An 18342-nucleotide genomic window follows, 5' to 3' on the forward strand; every position below is an offset into this window, starting at 1 on the left:
CGAAAGTCAGTTTGGATAATCGCCCAGAGATGATGAGGGTGCTCAGCAGCGCCGTATGTTGGTTTTGGCCGACCCCCTCGCCAAAACCAACCAATCGGCCCATGCGGCGAGAAAATTCTCCGATTTGCCCCAAAACCCGAGTTTTTCAACACAATCAGCCCAAAGCGGCGCCCCCAGAATTCTTCTATACTGAGATACGGCCCGTCATTCCTCCCGTACGCGGTGACCGAAAATCCCATGTCCGGACAACATCACACTGTGCGCAACAAAGGATGAATTTGCTACAGCTGAGCTAATGTCCGGATTGAACTGGCGGCAACGCCAATGGTGTTGCTCTTTGCGTGAAGTGTACGGGTATTCGGTTGCCACAAGTGAACCTGACACCTTTGCTAAAAGTAGAGTTTTGTGGCAGACTTTTTGGATTTAGCCAAAAGGAGTTTGCCGGATGGCCCTGTTTTTTTCCCGCCGCACCTATAACGCCTCAAAGAAGAAATTCACTTTAAAACCGGCAGCAAAAACGCGGTACGTCAATATCACCAAAACCAGCTCAGACGGGCGCATCCGAAAGGGGAGCATTGTCAAAAAAGCAAAATGGCTTGACCTCGTGCGTCAGCAAGGTGGCGACAAAGAGGTTCTGATTTACGTTCACGGGTTTAACACGTCCCAAAAAGACATGCTGGACCGATTGGCAAAGATCGAGGCAGGCGTCAGGTCAAATGGTTATACAGGGGCAGTGATTGCCTATGATTGGCCAAGCGAGGGATCCGTGCATGCATATGACAGGGATCGTTCAGACGCCAAAACAGTGGCACCACATCTGGTCGGGGATGGTATGATGCCACTTCTGGCCATGCCGTCACGTCCAAAGGTTCACATTTTGGCGCATTCCATGGGCGCCTTTGTTGTGCTGCGCGCCTTTTCCGATTTCGGAGATTCCGCAGGGCCTGGCGACGGAAACTGGGGCGCGGATCAGGTCATGTTCGCCTCGGCTGATGTGGATTCGACCTGGCTTGAGAAGGGCGCGTGGGGTGGTCTGGTTCTAAAAAAACGCAGCCAGCGTTTCACAAATTACTACAGCGGGCGGGACAAGGTTCTGGCGCTGGCCGGCGGGCTAATTCATGGTGGCCGGGCACGCGCCGGGCACGTCGGAATGCCCGACCTCACAGAAAAAGCTCATTGGGACATATACTGCAATCTACAATACAAGCGCCATGTGCCAAAACCCAAACGGACCCGAGTTTATTCACATCGCTGGTGGTTCGACAATGCCGGATTTTTCAAAGACCTTGAACTGACGATTGCCGGCAAGGATGCAAAGACCATGCCAACCCGGAAGAAAACTACTACTAAAGATCTGGCATTGCTGACCTGACCGCGATCAAATTGGAGGAAGTGCAAAATGCACATAAACTAACAGGTCGACCGAGACTCTTTCGGGTGTCCACTTGTCCTCTCTTTGCTTAGCGGTTCTTTTTGCGATCCTCCGAGGGATCAGGCGATCTCTGTGGTATGCGCTTGGGTTTTCAGATTCCCGTTGCTGGGCATCGTCTTCACAAGGGATTCAGAACACAATTCGGCAAGACCGATGGAGGGCGGGGTTGCGAAAGCTGCACGGCGACAACAACCGGTCAGGTAGGTCAGCGCAGTTCATTGCATTGTTTTCGGTCCGTCCCCAGACCTTTTCCGATGTTCAGGCCACCGGCGCCGGGCATTCCTTTTACCCTGTCCGCAAATACTTTGTAGCTTTCGCCTATCTGAGTCGCATCTGTCCTGGCCTGGGCCAGAAAGGCCTGCAACGCCGCGGTATTCTCAAATCTGAACTCTGCGCGTACGTCGATGAATCCTGCGCCCAGTTCCAGACGGTACAAACTGTGTTGGTACTGTGATTGGAGTGAAGACTATAAGGAAGAAACTTTCAAATCACTGGCTGAAGCAAGGCAACGCAACCGGGAAATCGAGGCCATGAACGTTTCTCAAGTCGGCCCGGGCATGAGAGAGATGAAGTCTTCTCAGTTCGCCGGACAATATTTGGAAGCTTCAAAGCGCGGCAGAGAGGGAGTGAATGCCGGGGTGTAAGTACCTTTAGCAATGGCGACGCGGTTTACTAAAGCCGCACTTTGTTATGAGGGCAGAATGAACCCAAACCCAGTTCTTGCCAATGAAATTCCACTCACCCCGAGCATTTTGGCTCCAGTCCTGTGGAGATGACCAAACCGACTTGGACCGCCGCTGTTCAAACGGCGATGACAAGCACAATCAGGAACAACAGCGTCATCACACCGCCGACCTTGGAAAAGTCCGTGACCGAATATCCGCCAGGCCCCATGATCAGCGCATTCACCTGATGCGTCGGGATCAGAAACGAGTTCGATGTCGCCAGCGCCACAGTAATTGCGAACAACGCGGGATCAGCCCCCAGTCCAATCGCGATGTTCACCGCGAGGGGAACCAAAAGCACAGTCGCGCCTACGTTGGACATCAGCAGTGTAAACACTGTTGCCAGGCCCGCGATCGCCGCCTGCGACACCCAGATCGGGGCGTCCCCCAGCAGTTTCAGAACTTGCTGTGCAATCCACTCGGCCGTGCCGGTCGATTGTACGGCCACCCCAAGCGGGATGAGGCTGGCCAACAGGAACACCGTGCTCCAACTGACTGCGCTATAGGCATCGTCTATTGTCAGAACGCGGCTGACGATCATTCCCGTGGCCCCGACGAGCAGGCAGATCGACAGTCGCAGATCTGAAAACAGGACCAGACCAAGCGCGATGGCAAAGAAAAACAAAGCCCAACCCACCTTCTGAGGAACCAGTTCTTCGTGGGGGAAGTCCGAGGTCACGACGACAAAATCGCGGTTCTTCTCCAGTCGGACCAGCGCGTCCCACGGCGTGTGGCAGACCAGTGTGTCGCCCGCCAGATAGGGGATTTCACCGATGTCTTCCTGATCGCTGGAAAGCGTCTCACCACCCCGGTAAATCGCCAGCGGAGCCAGGCCATAGACTTTACGCAACCAGCTAGACCGGCCCGTTTCACCGATCATGCCCGACCCCGGAGGGATCACAACCTCGGCAATCCCCGCCTTGCCCGGTTCCAGCGCGTCCGAAAACCGGTCCAGCCCGTCAAGTGCGGCAAGCCCATACTTTGTGGTAAATTGCTTCAGCGTTGCGGCGTCTGCGATGATTGCAAACGCTCCGGGGGCTTCGATTACCATGTCACGTGGCGGTGCCATGATGACGGTTCCGCCCTGTTGAACGGCAATGATCTGCAGGTGGTTGCTGCGTTGGATTTCATCGACCGTCTGCCCACCAAGGTCATGGTTTTCCGGCAGTGGTACTTCGTGGATTGTTCCGACGATCCCGTACGTTGCATTGATGTATTCTTCCACGCTGAGGCCCTCTGCCCCACCCGCATCCTGTCTGGCAGGCAAAAGAAAACGGCCCAGCACGGTAAAATACACAAGCCCCGTCACGACCAAAGCTGCGCCGACAGGCGTGACATCGAACAGGCCGAATGTCTCCATCTGTTGCTCGGCAGGCAACGTGCCGTTGATTGTCAAGATCAGATCGTTGAGCAGGATCAGGGGTGACGAGCCAACCATCGTCATCGTCCCGCCCAGAATGGCGCAGAACCCCATCGGCATCAGCAGGCGCGACATCGGCAAACCTGTCCGCACGGAAATCCGTGATACGACAGGCAGAAACAATGCAGCGGCGCCGACGTTCTGCATGAAGGATGAGATGACGCCCACGATCGAAGAAATCAGCAACATGATCCGGGTCTCGGTCGCCCCGCCCACCCGCATGATCCAGCGGGCCACGTGCGACAGGACCCCGGTCCGATCCAGCCCGGCCCCGATGATCATGACGGCGATGATGGAAATCACCGCGTTGCTGGCGAAACCGTCAAACAGATGCCGGGGGTCGGCCAGGCCCTGTAAGCCGGGCACGGCGGACAGAACGCCTAACGTGACCATGATCAGTATGGCCGCCACATCGACCCGGACGATTTCCGAGACAAAAAGAAACACCGTAACGCCCAACAGGATCAATACTACGACCATTTCTGTCGTAAGCCCGAATGCTTCCATCATGTTCTTTCTACCTTGGGTTTGAGTTTTGGTCCGCCCGTGCGATCAGGCCATCGATGCCCCGCAAAAAAGGAACCCCCACCGAATGTTCTGGTGAGGGTCAAGTCTTGGGGAGTTCAGATTTTCCGAGCGTGCCGCGCGCGGACAGCCTCCAGCAGCGGCCGCGGGTTGTTGCAGCGGTCAATGGCTCCGTTGCGCACGAAATACCCCCGATCCACATCGACCAGAGTATCGCAGTATACGCGCGTGTTTCTGAGCCTTGGCCGGGCATCCATCGCCTCAAGCACCCGTGCGATGGACGCATCGTCGTCGGTATGCGGGACGGCGGGATTGTCTCCGGCGACCCGCAGATGCGCCGATGCTTTCAGGCCGTGGACCGCAGCCGCATTGTCCATTGCGATCAGCCGATCAGCCACTGGGTCGGTGTTTCCCACCCGGAAAACCGCGCCGACGATTCCGCAGGATTTCGGCATCGCCGCCAGCGCGGCAAGTTGGTCGGAATCCGTCGTGTTGAACCCGTGGTTGATGACGTGGAAATAGGTGCCCTCGGCCTTGATGTCGTCCTTCGTGCGCATCCGGGAGACGTAGATCGGCAGACCGGTAGCCTGATGCGCCCTGGTCAACAGATCAGCTGAGGCCTCAACATCGCGCCAATTCAGCGAGATTTCCCAGTCCGCCAGATTGCCTGCTTCGGCCGCAATCATGTCCAGCACCGTTTCATTGACGCTCCAACCGAACAGCGTAGTCCGAAACCCCAGATGTTTGAGAACGGCCAGTCGGGCGCGCCGCGCGGGATCCAGCAAATCATGGAGCGGGATGCGAATGTCGCGCACGCCCATCTCTTGCAGCGCCAGAAGGTGATAATCGTTGCGCACGGGTTTTCGGTCAAACTCGTCCAGACCGCCGCTGGGCGGAACTTCCGAGATTTCGGCCCAATTCTGGCGCAGGTCAAACCCGATCAGCGGATTGGTGTTCTCTCGCGGTTCAGGTGCCAGTTCCAGCATCTCGCGGGCCGGTTTTTCACCCGGCGCCAACTCGGCCCCGTTCGTGCGCACAAATTTGGTGACGTGGCCGTTTTCGTAAACGTTGACCACGAAGTAACCCAGCTTGGCGGCGTCATTGCGGCCAAATTCGCTGCCTTCGGGTGGGATCGCGCGCAGCATTTCCGAATAATCCTGCCGGACAAAGCTGGTGGCCGGAGCAAGGTAGAAATCCGTCTCCCCATAGCGGTCATACCAGAAATTATGGGCATGACCCGAGAACATGGCCTCAATCCCATGCTTTTCGAGCAATCCCAACAGCCATCCCCTGCCCGGCTGATCGGTGTTGTCATAATGATCCAGCTCATCGGGGTAACACAGATAGGCCGGATGATGCAGCATCAGCATGACGCGTTGTCCTTGGGCATCAGCCAGTTCAGCCTCGACCCAGCGTTGCTGATCCGCTTCGGCCTGAAGTCCGGAATTGATCAATTGCGCGTTCAGCAGAATGAAGCGTACGCCACCCTTTTCGAGACTGTGGTAATGAGCGCCAAACTCCCCTTCCCAGGCTTCGATCATCTCGGGCGTGGTCGGGCTGGCCGGGCCACCACTGATCGGCGTGTCTCCGATATCGTGGTTGCCTGGCAGAACATGGATCGGCACGGACAAGTCCGAAACGATTTCGCGGTAAGCATTGGCCGCCTGCGCATAAAGCGCGCCGGTTTCAGGAACGGGATGCAGCAGGTCGCCGAGGTGGACAACGAAGTCCACCTCTCTGCGATTGATGTCTGCGACGACATACCGGAACCTTCTGTTCGCGCGGGCATTTACCGGGAAGGGTGAGTTACAGCTGTCTTCATCCGGATTGACATGCGTGTCCGAGATCACAGCAAAGCTGTAGTTGAACCGTCCCAACCCAGCGTTGTCTACGTTAACCATCTTGTTTTCCTTAGTTTTAGGGTTAATCAGGTCAGCCGCCAGTCGTCAGAACCGAAGCCTCGCCCGTACGCGATGCACGAATGCGGGACCGGATCAGCACGAAGATCGACAGGGCAGTAAGCAACCAGAAGAGCCAGCAGATCGCGTTTCTGACGAAGATCGACAGGTTGCCGTCGGACAACAGCAGGGACTGTCGGAAGTTGTCTTCTAACAGTGGTCCCAACACGAAGGCGATCAGGAACGGCGCGACCGGCACTTCCAGACGCAACATCGTGAAACCAACCAGCCCCATGCACAGCATCACCAGAATGTCGAACAGGTTGTTGTTCACCGCATAGGCGCCATAGACACACAGGGTAAAGACAATCGGGTAAAGGATACGGTTCGGGATTAGCGCAACGCGGCTGAACGTTTTGATCGCGACCTTGCCGACCACGAAAAGATAGGCCGAGCTGAGCAGAATACCCATGAACAGCGCGTAGATCATCGGCAGGTTTTCCGCGAACAGGATCGGACCCGGACGCAGCCCGTGGATCATGAACGCACCCAGGATCACTGCCGTGATAACGTCTCCGGGAACGCCCAGAGCCAGCAGCGGGATCATGGTTGCACCGGCAACGCCGTTGTTGCCCGCCTCGGCAGCAGCAACGCCTTCCGGCTCACCCTTACCGAAGTTTTCGGGGTGCTTCGAGTTTCTGCGCGCTTCACTATAGCTCAGGAACGCTGCTGGTGCGCCGCCGATACCTGGGATTGCGCCGAGGATAACGCCGATAAAGCTGCCGCGAACCACGGATTTCAGCGTCTTGCGGAATTCAGCAAAGCTTGCACCGCCACCCAGCTCCTGCCGCTGCGATCCGGGCGGGCGCGGACGACGGGTTGCGCGGTCGAGGATTTCGGGGATCGCAAACAGGCCGATGAGTACCGGAATAAAGTTCAGTCCGGACATCAGTTCGAAGTTGCCAAAGATGAACCGGTTGGTGCCGTAGATCAGATCAAGCCCCACCGTGGCCAGCAACAGACCCAGGCAAGCTGACAGAATACCTTTGGTCAGGCTTGGGCCGGCGACACCTGCGATAATTGTCAGCGAGAAGACAATCAACGTGAAGAACTCGGGCGGACCAAACCGCAGCGCAAAGGTAGCCAGGAACCCGGCGAACATGATCAGCGCGATATTCGAGATCAGATCGGCCACACAGGATGCGTAAAGCGCGATATCCAACGCCTTTCGCGCCTGCCCCTTCTGCGCCAGTGGGTACCCATCCAGAATGGTGCAGGATGCGGCTGGGGTTCCGGGTGTTTTGATCAGGATCGCTGTCAGGGACCCTCCATACAGGCCGCCCTTGTACACACCAAGCAACAGCAGGATGCCGGTTACAGGCTGCATCGTAAACGTGAATGGCAATGCCAGAGCCACGCCCATTGGCGTGGTCATTCCTGGAATCGCGCCGATGATCGTTCCGATCAAAACGCCGATCCCGATAACGAGAATGTTTTCGAGACTAAAAAATAGCTCGAAAGCGATGGATAGGTTTTCTAACATCTCAGGTCACTCCTCAGAGCAGCGTTTCAAAGATGCCCAACGGCATCGGCACGCCAGCGACGTGCAGAAAAAACAGATACAGAAGGATGGGCAGAAGCAGGCTGATCGGAACGATGAAATACCATTTCCGCTCGCCAAAAAAGAGCATCATGGAGAGCATCAGAACGATAGAACTGGCAACCACGCCCAAGCTCGTCAACGCAAAGTAAAACAGGAACAATGCGAAGATCAGGACGACAGTGCGCAAGGTGCCGGGAAGCGTTTCAAGCTTGTACATCGCGTCTTCTTCGGCGTCCTCTTCGGCATCAAGCTCGGGTACTTTGAGAAAGTATGATTCTGCCAACAGGCAGACCGCAACGAACATAACCGCAAGTGCAATAACGCTCGGCCAGAATTCGGGCGATAACGCCGAAATCTCCACATTGCCCGGTGAATCGACACCCGCGGGTATCAACACAGCAAGCGTTAAGATCCCTAGGATCAGGAACATCGCCCCCGCTAATAAGTCTCTACGTTTTGTGGGTTCCACAACTATTTTCCTCCCTTTAGTGCGTTCAAGTCCAGTTTTGCGTTTGCGATGTTCTCACTCAGCGAAAGCAGGCGGGCTGCGCCCATTTGCGTCATCTCGCTGCGCTGGATTTTGACCGATTGCTGCAAATCGGCCTTCAAAATGTCGATCTGACTGCAAAACGCGTCGAAATAGTACGGCGACTGCGCCAAAGGGCCGGCCAGCAACACCATTTCTGGCTGCAGTACCGTCAGCGTTAAGGAAAAGCAGCTTGCGGCTCTGGCACCGAATTCCTCCAGCACCGCCTTGCACTTTTCGTCACCCTTGTCGGCTAACGAAACGATCTCCCAGATCTTCCGCGCCCTTTCCCGATCGGACAGTGAAACAAAATCGCTTGGACTTAGAATTTGGCGCAGCAGTGCAGTACCACCACAAAGATCGGATAGCGAAACCGGAACGTTCGAGGCGACGCCATCTGTGACCCGCGCTTCTGTCAGGAGGCCGCCAGTCCGACTTACCCCGCTATATTCAGATCCGTTTAGCTGAAAGCCAACGCCGAAACCAAGCGAGCAATAGATTGTGACAACGTTCTCGATGTCCCGCGCGACCCCAAAGGCCACTTCTGAATGACAGATCGCTGCACTCGGAGTCTCCAAAACGACGGGGACGTTTAGTTCCCGCCCGACGATCTCGCAAACGTTGACCTCTTCAAGCCAACCGAGTGTCGGTGCCGAGACAACTGTTCCACGGGCTTTGTCGAGATCGCCCGCAATTGTAACGCCTACCCCAAACAATCTACTTCGATCCAACACATGCTCGCCGATCAATTCCTCAGCGTGTCGGCAGCAAACCTTAAGAAATTCCTGAGCATCTGCCGGATCAACCTGACCCGCATCCCAAGATGCGATGCGATTGTTCGAAAGGTCAGCGAGAGTCACCATTTGCTGAAAGGCATTGATTCCTATGCCGATGACAAAGCCGCCGGAATTTTCCACCATTAGCTTCTTTGATCGCGGCCCTCTGCGGGCTTCAGGCTTAGAGGCGTCTGCTTCCTGAACCAGACGCGCATCAATCAAATCGCGCGTAATCCTAGAGACGCTTGCCGCATTGAGATTCAGTCGCTCAGCGATCTGTGTTCTCGAAATGGTACCTGCGCCAAGTATCTCACTGAGCACTCTTTGGCGGTTGCCTAATCCGATCTCTTCTTGTGACCAACCTGTCATTTTGGGCCTCCTGAATGTATCTTTACTTAATTATTTACTTACAGCAAGTATTTTATTATAGTGAAACCTGTCCAATTCAGGGAGACGCAACAAATGAAACTCAGAAACACAGTAACCGCCGCGCTAAGCAGCCTTGCTTTGCTCGCAATCCCGATGGGAGCATCAGCGCAGGATTATCCAAGCAAACCAGTGACTTTGGTGGTGCCATATGGCCCCGGCGGCGCAGCAGATCTGGCCGCACGTACGCTGAGCACAGAGGCGCCCGAATACTTGGGCGAGAACATTCTGGTGGTAAACAAGACCGGCGCTGGCGGGGTCGTTGGCTCGACTCAGGTCGCCAAATCGCGCCCGGATGGCTACACTCTTCTGATGGCCCGCGTTGGCTCTCAGGCCACTGTTCCGGCGATCAACCGCACAATCCCCTACAAATGGGACGATTTCACATTCCTCGGAGTGATCGAGAAAAACCCGTTTGTTCTGGGTGTAAGCGCTGATTCGCCTTACCAAAGCTTCGATGAGCTGAAGGAGGCAATCGCAAATGGCGAGCGCCTTTCCTATGCGTCCGCCGGCGTCGGCACGCTCCTGCATATGGCCATGCTCATCATGCTGGACGATCTGGGTGTCGATTCCGAGGCGCTGATCCACGTGCCCTTCAAAGGGGGCGGCAAGGCAACGGCGGCGGTTGTCGGCGGGCATGCAGACCTGATCTTCCACAACCTCTCGGGCCTGTCCGGTGCCATCGAATCCGATCAGATTCGCCCACTGCTCACCACAACACCTGAACGGTTCCCCGCGATTCCGGACACTCCTACCGCGCAGGAAGCTGGGCACCCTAACCTTGAAAATGTTATCGGCTGGACTGGTGTTTGGGGTCCCAAGGATCTGCCAGAAGATGTCGTGGCCAAATGGGTCGAGGTACTGGGCGCGATTTCAGCTGACGAAAGCTGGGTCGAAACGACCGAAAAACTGGGATCCGTACCAGCTGTCCTTTCTCCGGAAGACACCAAATCCTTCGTCGAAGGTCAGGTGAACACGTTCAGCGACACCGCCGAAAAACTGGACATGATTATCCAGTAAACACTTCGGCGACCCGGGCGGCCCCTCTCCTCCCACACCGCCCGGGTCATTTTTTTCCAGTAGCAGAGAAGCAGCAATGGCACGTCCAAACATCCTATTCATTCAGGCCGACCAGCTCGCAGCAAATGCGCTGAAGGCTTATGGCAACAAGACCGTTAAGGCGCCCAACATTGACAAGCTTGCGGAAAATGGAGTGGTATTTGAAAACTGCTACTGCAACCTGCCCATGTGCGGCCCGTCGCGCGCGTCGATGCATGCAGGCAAGCTGCCCTTCTCGATTGGCATGTACGATAACGCCAGCGAGTTCCACGCCGATATCCCGACGTTCGCGCACTATCTGCGCAGCATGGACTACCGGGTCGAGATGTCCGGAAAAATGCACTTTGTTGGCCCGGACCAGTTGCACGGCTACGACAAGCGCCACACGACCGAAATTTACCCGGCCAACTTTGCCTGGACCGTGGATTGGTCCAAAGGGCGCGAGTACAAGCCGACCAATCTGACCATGGCTCCGATCCTGGAAAGCGGTCCGGCGATCCGCACCATGCAAATGGATTATGATGACGAGGTCGAGTACCACGGCGTTCAGGCCCTGTATGATCTGGCGCGAAAGGGCGATGACCGCCCCTTTATGCTGACGGTTTCTTTTACCTCACCACACTCCCCCTTCGTGATCGGCCAAGAGTACTGGGACCTCTACGACCACGACGAAATTGAGTACCCGGCGGTCCCACCTCTGGACCTGAACGAGATGGATCATCTCAGCCGCAACCTGCACTATTGCCAGTCGCGGCACGAATTTACCGTCACGCCCGAAGACCGCCGCAAAGCCCGCCACGGCTATTATGGAATGATCTCCTATATCGACGAGAAGGTCGGGCACCTTGTGGACGTTCTGGAAAAGACCGGCCAGATCGACAACACCATCGTCATCGTGACCGCCGACCACGGCGAGATGATGGGCGAACGTGGCATGTGGTTCAAACAACACTTCTTCGAATGGGCCTCCAGCGTGCCCTTCATCGTCTACGCGCCGGATCGTTTCAAACCGGCACGGGTGAAGGAGAACATCTCACTCATTGATCTTCTGCCCACACTCACGGACCTCGCCGCTGGAGGTCCATTCGCGGAGTATGCAGCACCCATCGACGGACAATCTCTGGTCCCCGCGCTGAACGGCAACACTGCCGGCCTGTCGGACGTGGTGATCTCGGAGTTTGCCGCGGACGGCTCCACCGGTCCGAGCCGGATGGTCAGGAAAGGCCCGTGGAAGCTGATGTGGCTCGAAGGTGTCGATACCCTGCTCTACAACATCGACGATGACCCCAACGAGGTGAACAATCGCGCAGGCGATCCCGATTGCGCTGATGTCCGCGCCGAACTTGAGGCGATTCTGTTCGAGGGCTGGAACCCCGACGAGCTGTACGAAACGATCCGCGCCAGCCAGATTCGACGCCTTGCCATTCACAATGTGACCGAAGGCGATCCAACGTACGTCTACACCGTCCGCAAGGATGACGATGAACGGTACATCCGCAACGCAGGCGCAGCGGACACCAAAGCGCGCGCGCGTCTTCCCTACGTCGCTCCGGCCAAACCTGATCTGGTGTAAAAATGTCGTATGATTACATTGTCGTAGGTGCAGGCTCTGCTGGCTGCGTCATCGCCAACCGCTTGTCCGCCGACCCGAAAATCCGGGTTCTGCTGCTGGAAGCTGGCGGCAAGGACACGAACCCCTGGATACACATTCCGGTCGGCTATTTCAAAACCCTGCACAACCCCAACACCGACTGGTGCTATAAGGCCGAGCCTGACCCTGGCCTGAACGGTCGCGCACTGGATTGGCCGCGCGGCAAGACCCTTGGCGGATCGTCCTCAATCAACGGTTTGCTCTATGTCCGAGGCCAGAAAGAAGACTATGACCGCTGGGCGCAACTGGGAAACACCGGCTGGTCATGGGACGATGTGCTGCCGCTGTTCAAACGGTCGGAATGTCACGAGGACGCAAACCCCGATCTGCACGGCAAAGAGGGCGAATTGGCTGTTTCCCTGATCCGCGCCAAGTCTCCGATCTCTGAGGCTTTCATTGGCGCGGCTGTCGAAATGGGGGTACCAAGAACCGAGGACTACAATGGCGAGAAACAAGAGGGCGCAGGCTATTTCCATCAAACCGCGCGCAAGGGATTCCGGTGTTCCTCGGCCAAGGCGTTTCTGACGCCGATCAAGGGCAAGCGTCAGAACCTGGACATCATCACACATGCGCACACGACCGGGCTTGTGTTCGCCTCCGATGCGCCGAAACAGGTGACGGGGGTTGCCTATGATCGCAAGGGCACGCCGCAAAAAGCCACGCTGAACCCGGGCGGCGAGGTGATCCTGTCCGCCGGTGCCATTGGTTCACCGCAACTGCTGGAGGTGTCGGGTATCGGCAATCCGGACATTCTGCGCGCCGCAGGGGTCGAACTGCGCCACGCGTTGCCGGGCGTGGGCGAACATCTTCAGGACCACCTGCAAATCCGCCTTGTTTACGAGGTCAACGTTCCGACTCTGAACGACGCCATCAACAACATCTTTCACCGCGCCGGGATCGGCATTGAATACGCCCTGCGCCGCACTGGCCCGATGAGCCTTGGCGCCTCTCAGGTGGCCATCTTCGCCAAGTCGATGGAAGGGCTGGAAACCCCCGACATCCAGTTCCACTTTCAACCGCTATCCGCTGAAAAACCGGGGATCGAGATGCATCCGTTCTCGGGCTTTACCTCTTCCGTTTGCCAGTTACGTCCAGAGAGTCGCGGCCACATCCATATCTCGTCGCCCGATGCGCATGTGTACCCAAAGATTGTGCCGAACTATCTGTCGACAACCGGCGATCAGCTTTGCGCCATCCGCGCAGTGAAATTTGCCCGCGCCATGACCAGAACCAAGGCCCTTTCGCCCTTCATCGTGCGCGAATATGTCCCATCGGGAACGGTTGAGACAGACGAAGACCACCTCGAAGCCGCCCGAAACATGGCGCAGACGATCTATCACCCGACCTCAACCTGCAAAATGGGAACTGACGACCGCGCGGTGGTTGATCCGCGCCTGTGTGTTCACGGTATCAAGGGCCTGAGGGTCGCGGACGCCTCGATCATGCCCGACATCGTCAGCGGCAACACCAATGCACCGGCCATCATGATCGGAGAAAAGTGCAGCGATCTAATCCTCGAAGACCGCCGCAGATCGGCTTAGGTTGAAAAAAAGGTTCAAGCCCTGAATCCCTGCAGCGGATGGCTCCAATGAAGCTTGCATCACCTTAACCGGGCGGCGATCAAAAAGATCGCCGCGGGCAAATCAGTCAGCGTCTTCCATTTTTGTCGCATTGAGATGCGCAAAGAGTTCAGGCCCGACACGATCATAGAGATCCAGTTGTGTCTCAAGAAAGTCGATATGCCCTTCTTCGTCAGACATAAGCTTTTCAAACAAACCCATTGAGACGTAGTCGCCAGCAGCTTTGCAAACGTCCCTTGCCTCTTTGTACAAGGCCCGGGCACTGCGTTCCGCCGCAAGATCGCATTCAAGGGTCTCACGAGGGTTTTCACCGATCTTCAAGGGATCAAGTTTTTGCAGGTTCGGATGCCCTTCCAAAAAAATGATCCGCTCGATCAGTTTGTCCGCGTGCTCCATCTCTTCAATGGACTCTTCACGGCTTTTCTTGGCCATGCTTCCAAGACCCCAATCGTCCTGCAGGCGGTAGTGCAGCCAATATTGGCTGACAGCCGTCAATTCATGCCGAAGAGCCTTGTTCAAATATTCAATTACCTTCTTGTCACCCTTCATCTGAAATCTCCCTGGCTTGGTCGCTAATTTGGTTTGAAAAGAGTGCCTTGCGACACAATGGTATCACTTGTTCCACAAATCCCCAAAGGGATCTATAAATGTTGAATAACAATGAGATGACTGTTTTTCTGACGATTCTCGTTTGACTTAGAAACGTGCCGTCGATGGCCAACGCGGATGACCGGTTGGAAACTGGCGGACAGGCCACTCAACGATGACGGACAGACCGTCGGATAATGTTGATCCGCAGTTTCCCCAGTCTCCGCTTCACGATCCGGGCCATGTCCGCAAAAGGGCGAAGGTAAATGTCCAATAGGCGAGATGGGTGCGCTTCTGACGGTTGTAAACCGAACTTCAGATCTGCGTCCCGCTCGGACAAGTGCAGCGAGCCGAACAGCCAGTCCCAAACCGCAAGCGCAACGCCGAAATTCTTGTCGTGATGCTCGCGTGCGATCGAATGGTGCACCTGATGTTGCGCAGGCGAGATGAGGATATGCTCCAACCAGGCCCAATAGCGGATCGAGATGTGAGAATGCCGCAGGTTCGAACCCGTCACGTGAAAAACGAATGACATGACGTTGACGCCCAGAACCGTATAGAGGTCCACCGCATTGCCGAACAGGAACAGGAAGACGGCCATCGTCGTGCCCTGTGCCACGGCGCTGCGCAGGCTGAAGAGTATGCCCTCTAACGGGTGCGTGCGATAAACCGTGATCGGTGTCATCGTCTCGGCGGAATGATGGGTTTTGTGGATAGCCCACAACAGCGGCCAATGGTGCATCCAGCGGTGCAACAGGTATTTCGTGAAATCATCGACGACGAAAATGGTGATTGTGAACAGTGCGACAATCACGCCAGTTGGGGCATCGGAAAACGCGCCTCTTTGCAGGAAATCCACATTATGAAGCGCATAAAACAGGGCCGTCGCGATCGCCAGTTGGGACACCAGCAGCGGCGAAATGAACAGCGTGAACACGCGATTTATCAGGAAAATCTTGTAGTCCGCCTTGGCGGAAGCAGAAAACAGGATCTTGCGGTCAAAGATCTGATGCAGAGCCCGCTTAAGCGAGGACCTGCGCACTGCCACAAGCCAGACCAGCGCAATCAGGACCGTCAAAAACAAATACCCCAAAAAGACGCGCTTCTTGGGGTTGGAAAAATCAGCAAGGACAGAGCCTATATGCTCGAGAATATCCAAAGGTCGCCTTTCGGCTTGATGTCCGGCGGCACTTGATAACGCACCGCCGGATCAGGATCAAAGAATCCTTAGTCGTTTTCGGCCGAGGCGTTTTCACCCAGCTTTTCAGCCAACGCGGCCAGTTCAGCGGTTGCGTCATTGGCGCGCGATTCAATGCCGAACGTGTCGATCAACAGTTTCTGAACCTTCAGCATGTTGACCTGATAGTCGTCCAGTGTCATTTCGCGGCCCCGAACAAATTTGCCGTCCGCGTCGATGTCAGACACCATCTTGCCATCGGGCATCGCTGGGCCAAAGCCGATCAGCCAATTCAGGTCGATCGCCGTTGCACCCAGGTTGTTCTTGCCAGACTGCAAGGCCATCGAGAAGCCTTTCAACTCGCCCCAGTGCTTGACGTAGTTACGCAGCGCCTTGTCGGCGTCCTCACCCGATTTGATCTTGTCGATATCTTTGTAGACCGAACCGGCATATTTGAACGTGGCTTCTGCCAGCGTCTTTTCCCAGTTGGTTTCGATGATATCGGCATAGTTCTTCAGCTCGGCGCGCTGCTCATCGGTCAGGGCTTCGCCATTTGCCGATGCGATCAGGGCACGACCATCGCGGAATGCGTTGAAAATGGTCGCCATGTACTGGGTGTTCTTGTTGCCACCCTTATCCGCACCTGCGGCATAGTATGCCGGGCCAAAGACAAACTCGGTCTTCAGGTCGATAACGCCGTCGCCATTGGCGTCCGCAGCAGCCAGGTCTTTTTGCTTGGACACGGCATAGTTCTGCTCGGGCGACAGGGTCACGGAATGTGCTGCGGCACCGAAGTAGCCGAACGCCTCATCCCAGGAGTGTTCCTTACCTGTGTAATGCGCGCCTTCTTTGTAAGGCTTGTTGTTGGGCTTGTTGTCAGCTTCCAGCTTCTCGTCGAGATAGTTGTCGACCGCCTGGTTGTACGCCATCGCGCCCAAGGTGAACTTTGAGATCAACTGACCCCAGTCCATGCCGTTGACCGGGTCATAACCCTGCTCAGAGGCGGCTGCCAGTTTGATCATCTGCAGCGCAACGTCCACGCCGGATTGGTTGCCCGGCCATGCCGGCATCGCACCGTTGTAGAACTTGCCTGAGATGTTCTTGCCTTTGGAGATTTCGTTAACGGTCGATTGCTTGACCGGGAAGCCGTCTTTCGACGCCGGTGCAATGATCGCCAGATCTTCTTCTGATCCGTTGAAATACGCCAGCATCAGCGCTTCGACTTCTGCAGCGTTGTTGCCGCCATCGCCTTTGCCCGCCATCTTTTTGAGGCTGTCATGCAGGACGTGACGCGCAATCTGACCGGAGTAGGAAACAGAGTTGGTCTTGTCGCCTTCATACCCTTTCACGGTGACCGGAAACGGGCCATATGCCTGATCCGCGAGCGCCGCCCCGCTGAACAATGTTGCAGCGACAAGCGCCGTGGTGAGTTTGAGATTGGGCTTTTGCATGGAGTGTCCCTTGTGCTTATAACCGACAAAATTTATCGGGCTTAATAACCTGATCCTTTTAGTCGACTAATTAACGTCGCTGTCAAGCGCTATTACGGCCAAACGCATAATTTTACTGCACCGCAGCCCCTTATCTCCCATTCAAATTTCAACCTGAAACCTCACCGACGGAAGCGCACGCAAACACACGCCAACTTCGCAGGGGATGGGCGCTTTCGAAAACATAGATCGCCAAACAGTCACCAACGTGATCTAAACTGCATCAGGCTTTGTCAGCAAAGAGAGGATTATCGCCATGGGAATTCGGCAGACCGAGGGGCGCCAACGCCTCTATGACAGTGTTCTCGACACTATAGGCGATACGCCCTGCATCCGCATCAACAGGATCGCTCCGGCGCATGTGAAGGTCTATGTGAAATTCGAAGCTTTCAACCCTGCAGGCTCGGTCAAGGACCGGTTGGCGCTCAACATTATCGAGGCGGCTGAGCGCGACGGGCGGTTGAATCCCGGCCAAACCGTTGTGGAAGCCACGTCCGGCAATACCGGGATCGGCCTTGCGATGGTATGCGCCGCCAAAGGATATCCCCTTGTGGTTACGATGGCCGACAGTTTCTCGGTTGAGCGGCGCAGGTTGATGCGGTTTCTTGGCGCAAAGGTTGTACTGACGCCGCGAGCGCAAAAGGGCTTTGGCATGTACACCAAAGCCAAGGAATTGGCCGAACAGAATGGCTGGTTTCTGGCCAGCCAGTTCGAGACGGCCGCCAACGCAGATATTCATGAGACTACAACCGCGCGCGAAATCCTTGGGGATTTCGAAAATGAGCGGCTGGACTATTGGGTCACTGGTTATGGAACCGGGGGAACGGTCTCGGGCGTGGCGCGCGTTCTTCGCAAAGAACGCCCCGACACAAAGATCATTCTGACAGAACCTTCCAACGCCGCCATCGTATCGTCCGGCTACGTAAACACACGCAACGAAAACAACCAACCGACCGAAAGTCACCCGAATTTCGAGCCCCATCCGATCCAGGGCTGGACTCCGGACTTTATTCCGTGGGTTCTGCAAGAAGCGATCGACAATCAATACTATGACGAAATGATCCCTGTCCCGGGAAGCGACGGAATTGAATGGTCCCGCCGCCTCGCCTCTGAAGAAGGTATTTTCACAGGAATTTCTGGCGGCTCTACCTTTGCTGTGGCGATGAAAATGGCCGAACAGGCGCCGCAGGGTGCTGTCCTGCTGGTGATGTTGCCTGATACAGGTGAGCGTTACCTTTCGACGCCACTCTTCGATGGAATTGAAGAGGACATGACGGAAGAAGAGCGCGCGATTTCGATGTCCACACCTTCGGCGCAGATGGCCGCAGAGTAAATGAGGCAAAGTGGAGTGCCGCCGATTTTGGCGGCACTTCTAATCGTTTCAATGATACTTCTTTGGACAAAATCGGGGGGACTTTCGGCCCCCTTTCGCCTCTTTCTTTGACTTCAAATTGATAAAAGGAATT

The 18342-nt window shown here is 55.9% G+C and carries 13 protein-coding genes; 5 read left to right on the forward strand and 8 right to left on the reverse strand.

Going from position 1 to position 18342, the window contains the following annotated elements:
- The first annotated feature begins 445 nt into the window (after positions 1-445).
- Positions 446-1372, forward strand: coding sequence for an alpha/beta hydrolase (locus MHN28_RS13950; protein WP_239341840.1), 927 nt, complete (start codon positions 446-448; stop codon positions 1370-1372).
- A gap of 861 nt (positions 1373-2233) precedes the next feature.
- Here MHN28_RS13950 and MHN28_RS13955 read toward each other — a convergent pair.
- From MHN28_RS13955 to MHN28_RS13975, 5 genes are all read right to left on the reverse strand, one after another.
- Complete coding sequence (locus tag MHN28_RS13955) at positions 2234-4084, reverse strand: SLC13 family permease (protein ID WP_239343041.1); 1851 nt, start codon at positions 4082-4084, stop codon at positions 2234-2236.
- Between the two features lie 116 nt (positions 4085-4200).
- Positions 4201-6003: a metallophosphoesterase gene (locus MHN28_RS13960; protein ID WP_239341876.1), complete on the reverse strand. Its 1803-nt coding sequence runs from the start codon at positions 6001-6003 to the stop codon at positions 4201-4203.
- 31 nt (positions 6004-6034) lie between these two features.
- Positions 6035-7543: a tripartite tricarboxylate transporter permease gene (locus tag MHN28_RS13965; protein ID WP_239341895.1), complete on the reverse strand. Its 1509-nt coding sequence runs from the start codon at positions 7541-7543 to the stop codon at positions 6035-6037.
- 13 nt (positions 7544-7556) lie between these two features.
- A complete protein-coding gene (locus tag MHN28_RS13970) occupies positions 7557-8072 on the reverse strand; it encodes a tripartite tricarboxylate transporter TctB family protein (RefSeq protein ID WP_239341898.1) in 516 nt (171 codons plus the stop codon).
- Between the two features lie 2 nt (positions 8073-8074).
- Positions 8075-9274, reverse strand: coding sequence for an ROK family transcriptional regulator (locus MHN28_RS13975; protein ID WP_239341901.1), 1200 nt, complete (start codon positions 9272-9274; stop codon positions 8075-8077).
- Positions 9275-9367: 93 nt separating this feature from the next.
- Here MHN28_RS13975 and MHN28_RS13980 point away from each other — a divergent pair, with 93 nt between their 5' ends.
- The 3 genes from MHN28_RS13980 (at position 9368) to MHN28_RS13990 (ending at position 13582) form a co-directional block, all read left to right on the forward strand.
- Positions 9368-10351, forward strand: a complete 984-nt coding sequence (locus MHN28_RS13980; protein ID WP_239341936.1) for a tripartite tricarboxylate transporter substrate binding protein — start codon at positions 9368-9370, stop codon at positions 10349-10351.
- A gap of 76 nt (positions 10352-10427) precedes the next feature.
- Positions 10428-11963 (forward strand): choline-sulfatase, encoded by a 1536-nt coding sequence (gene betC / locus MHN28_RS13985; protein ID WP_239341939.1) that lies wholly within the window; start codon positions 10428-10430, stop codon positions 11961-11963.
- A 2-nt stretch (positions 11964-11965) separates the two neighbouring features.
- A complete protein-coding gene (locus tag MHN28_RS13990; protein WP_239341942.1) occupies positions 11966-13582 on the forward strand; it encodes a GMC family oxidoreductase in 1617 nt (538 codons plus the stop codon).
- 102 nt (positions 13583-13684) lie between these two features.
- Here the strand turns inward: MHN28_RS13990 and bfr are convergent, their stop codons facing one another.
- The 3 genes from bfr to MHN28_RS14005 all read right to left on the reverse strand — a co-directional run bounded on the left by bfr (position 13685) and on the right by MHN28_RS14005 (position 16837).
- The gene (bfr, locus tag MHN28_RS13995; protein ID WP_239341945.1) at positions 13685-14170 is read right to left on the reverse strand and encodes a bacterioferritin; all 486 of its coding nucleotides are present in this window, start codon (positions 14168-14170) and stop codon (positions 13685-13687) included.
- 208 nt (positions 14171-14378) lie between these two features.
- Entirely contained in the window at positions 14379-15287 is a 909-nt protein-coding gene (locus tag MHN28_RS14000; protein WP_239341993.1) for a sterol desaturase family protein, read from the reverse strand.
- Between the two features lie 149 nt (positions 15288-15436).
- Positions 15437-16837, reverse strand: a complete 1401-nt coding sequence (locus tag MHN28_RS14005) for a DUF4856 domain-containing protein (protein ID WP_239341996.1) — start codon at positions 16835-16837, stop codon at positions 15437-15439.
- A gap of 286 nt (positions 16838-17123) precedes the next feature.
- On the opposite strand from MHN28_RS14005, the gene cysK reads away from it, so the two are divergent.
- Entirely contained in the window at positions 17124-18209 is a 1086-nt protein-coding gene (cysK, locus tag MHN28_RS14010; protein WP_239343048.1) for a cysteine synthase A, read from the forward strand.
- The last annotated feature ends 133 nt before the right edge of the window (positions 18210-18342 follow it).

Source organism: Ruegeria sp. Ofav3-42, from assembly GCF_022347725.1.
Lineage (GTDB): Bacteria > Pseudomonadota > Alphaproteobacteria > Rhodobacterales > Rhodobacteraceae > Ruegeria.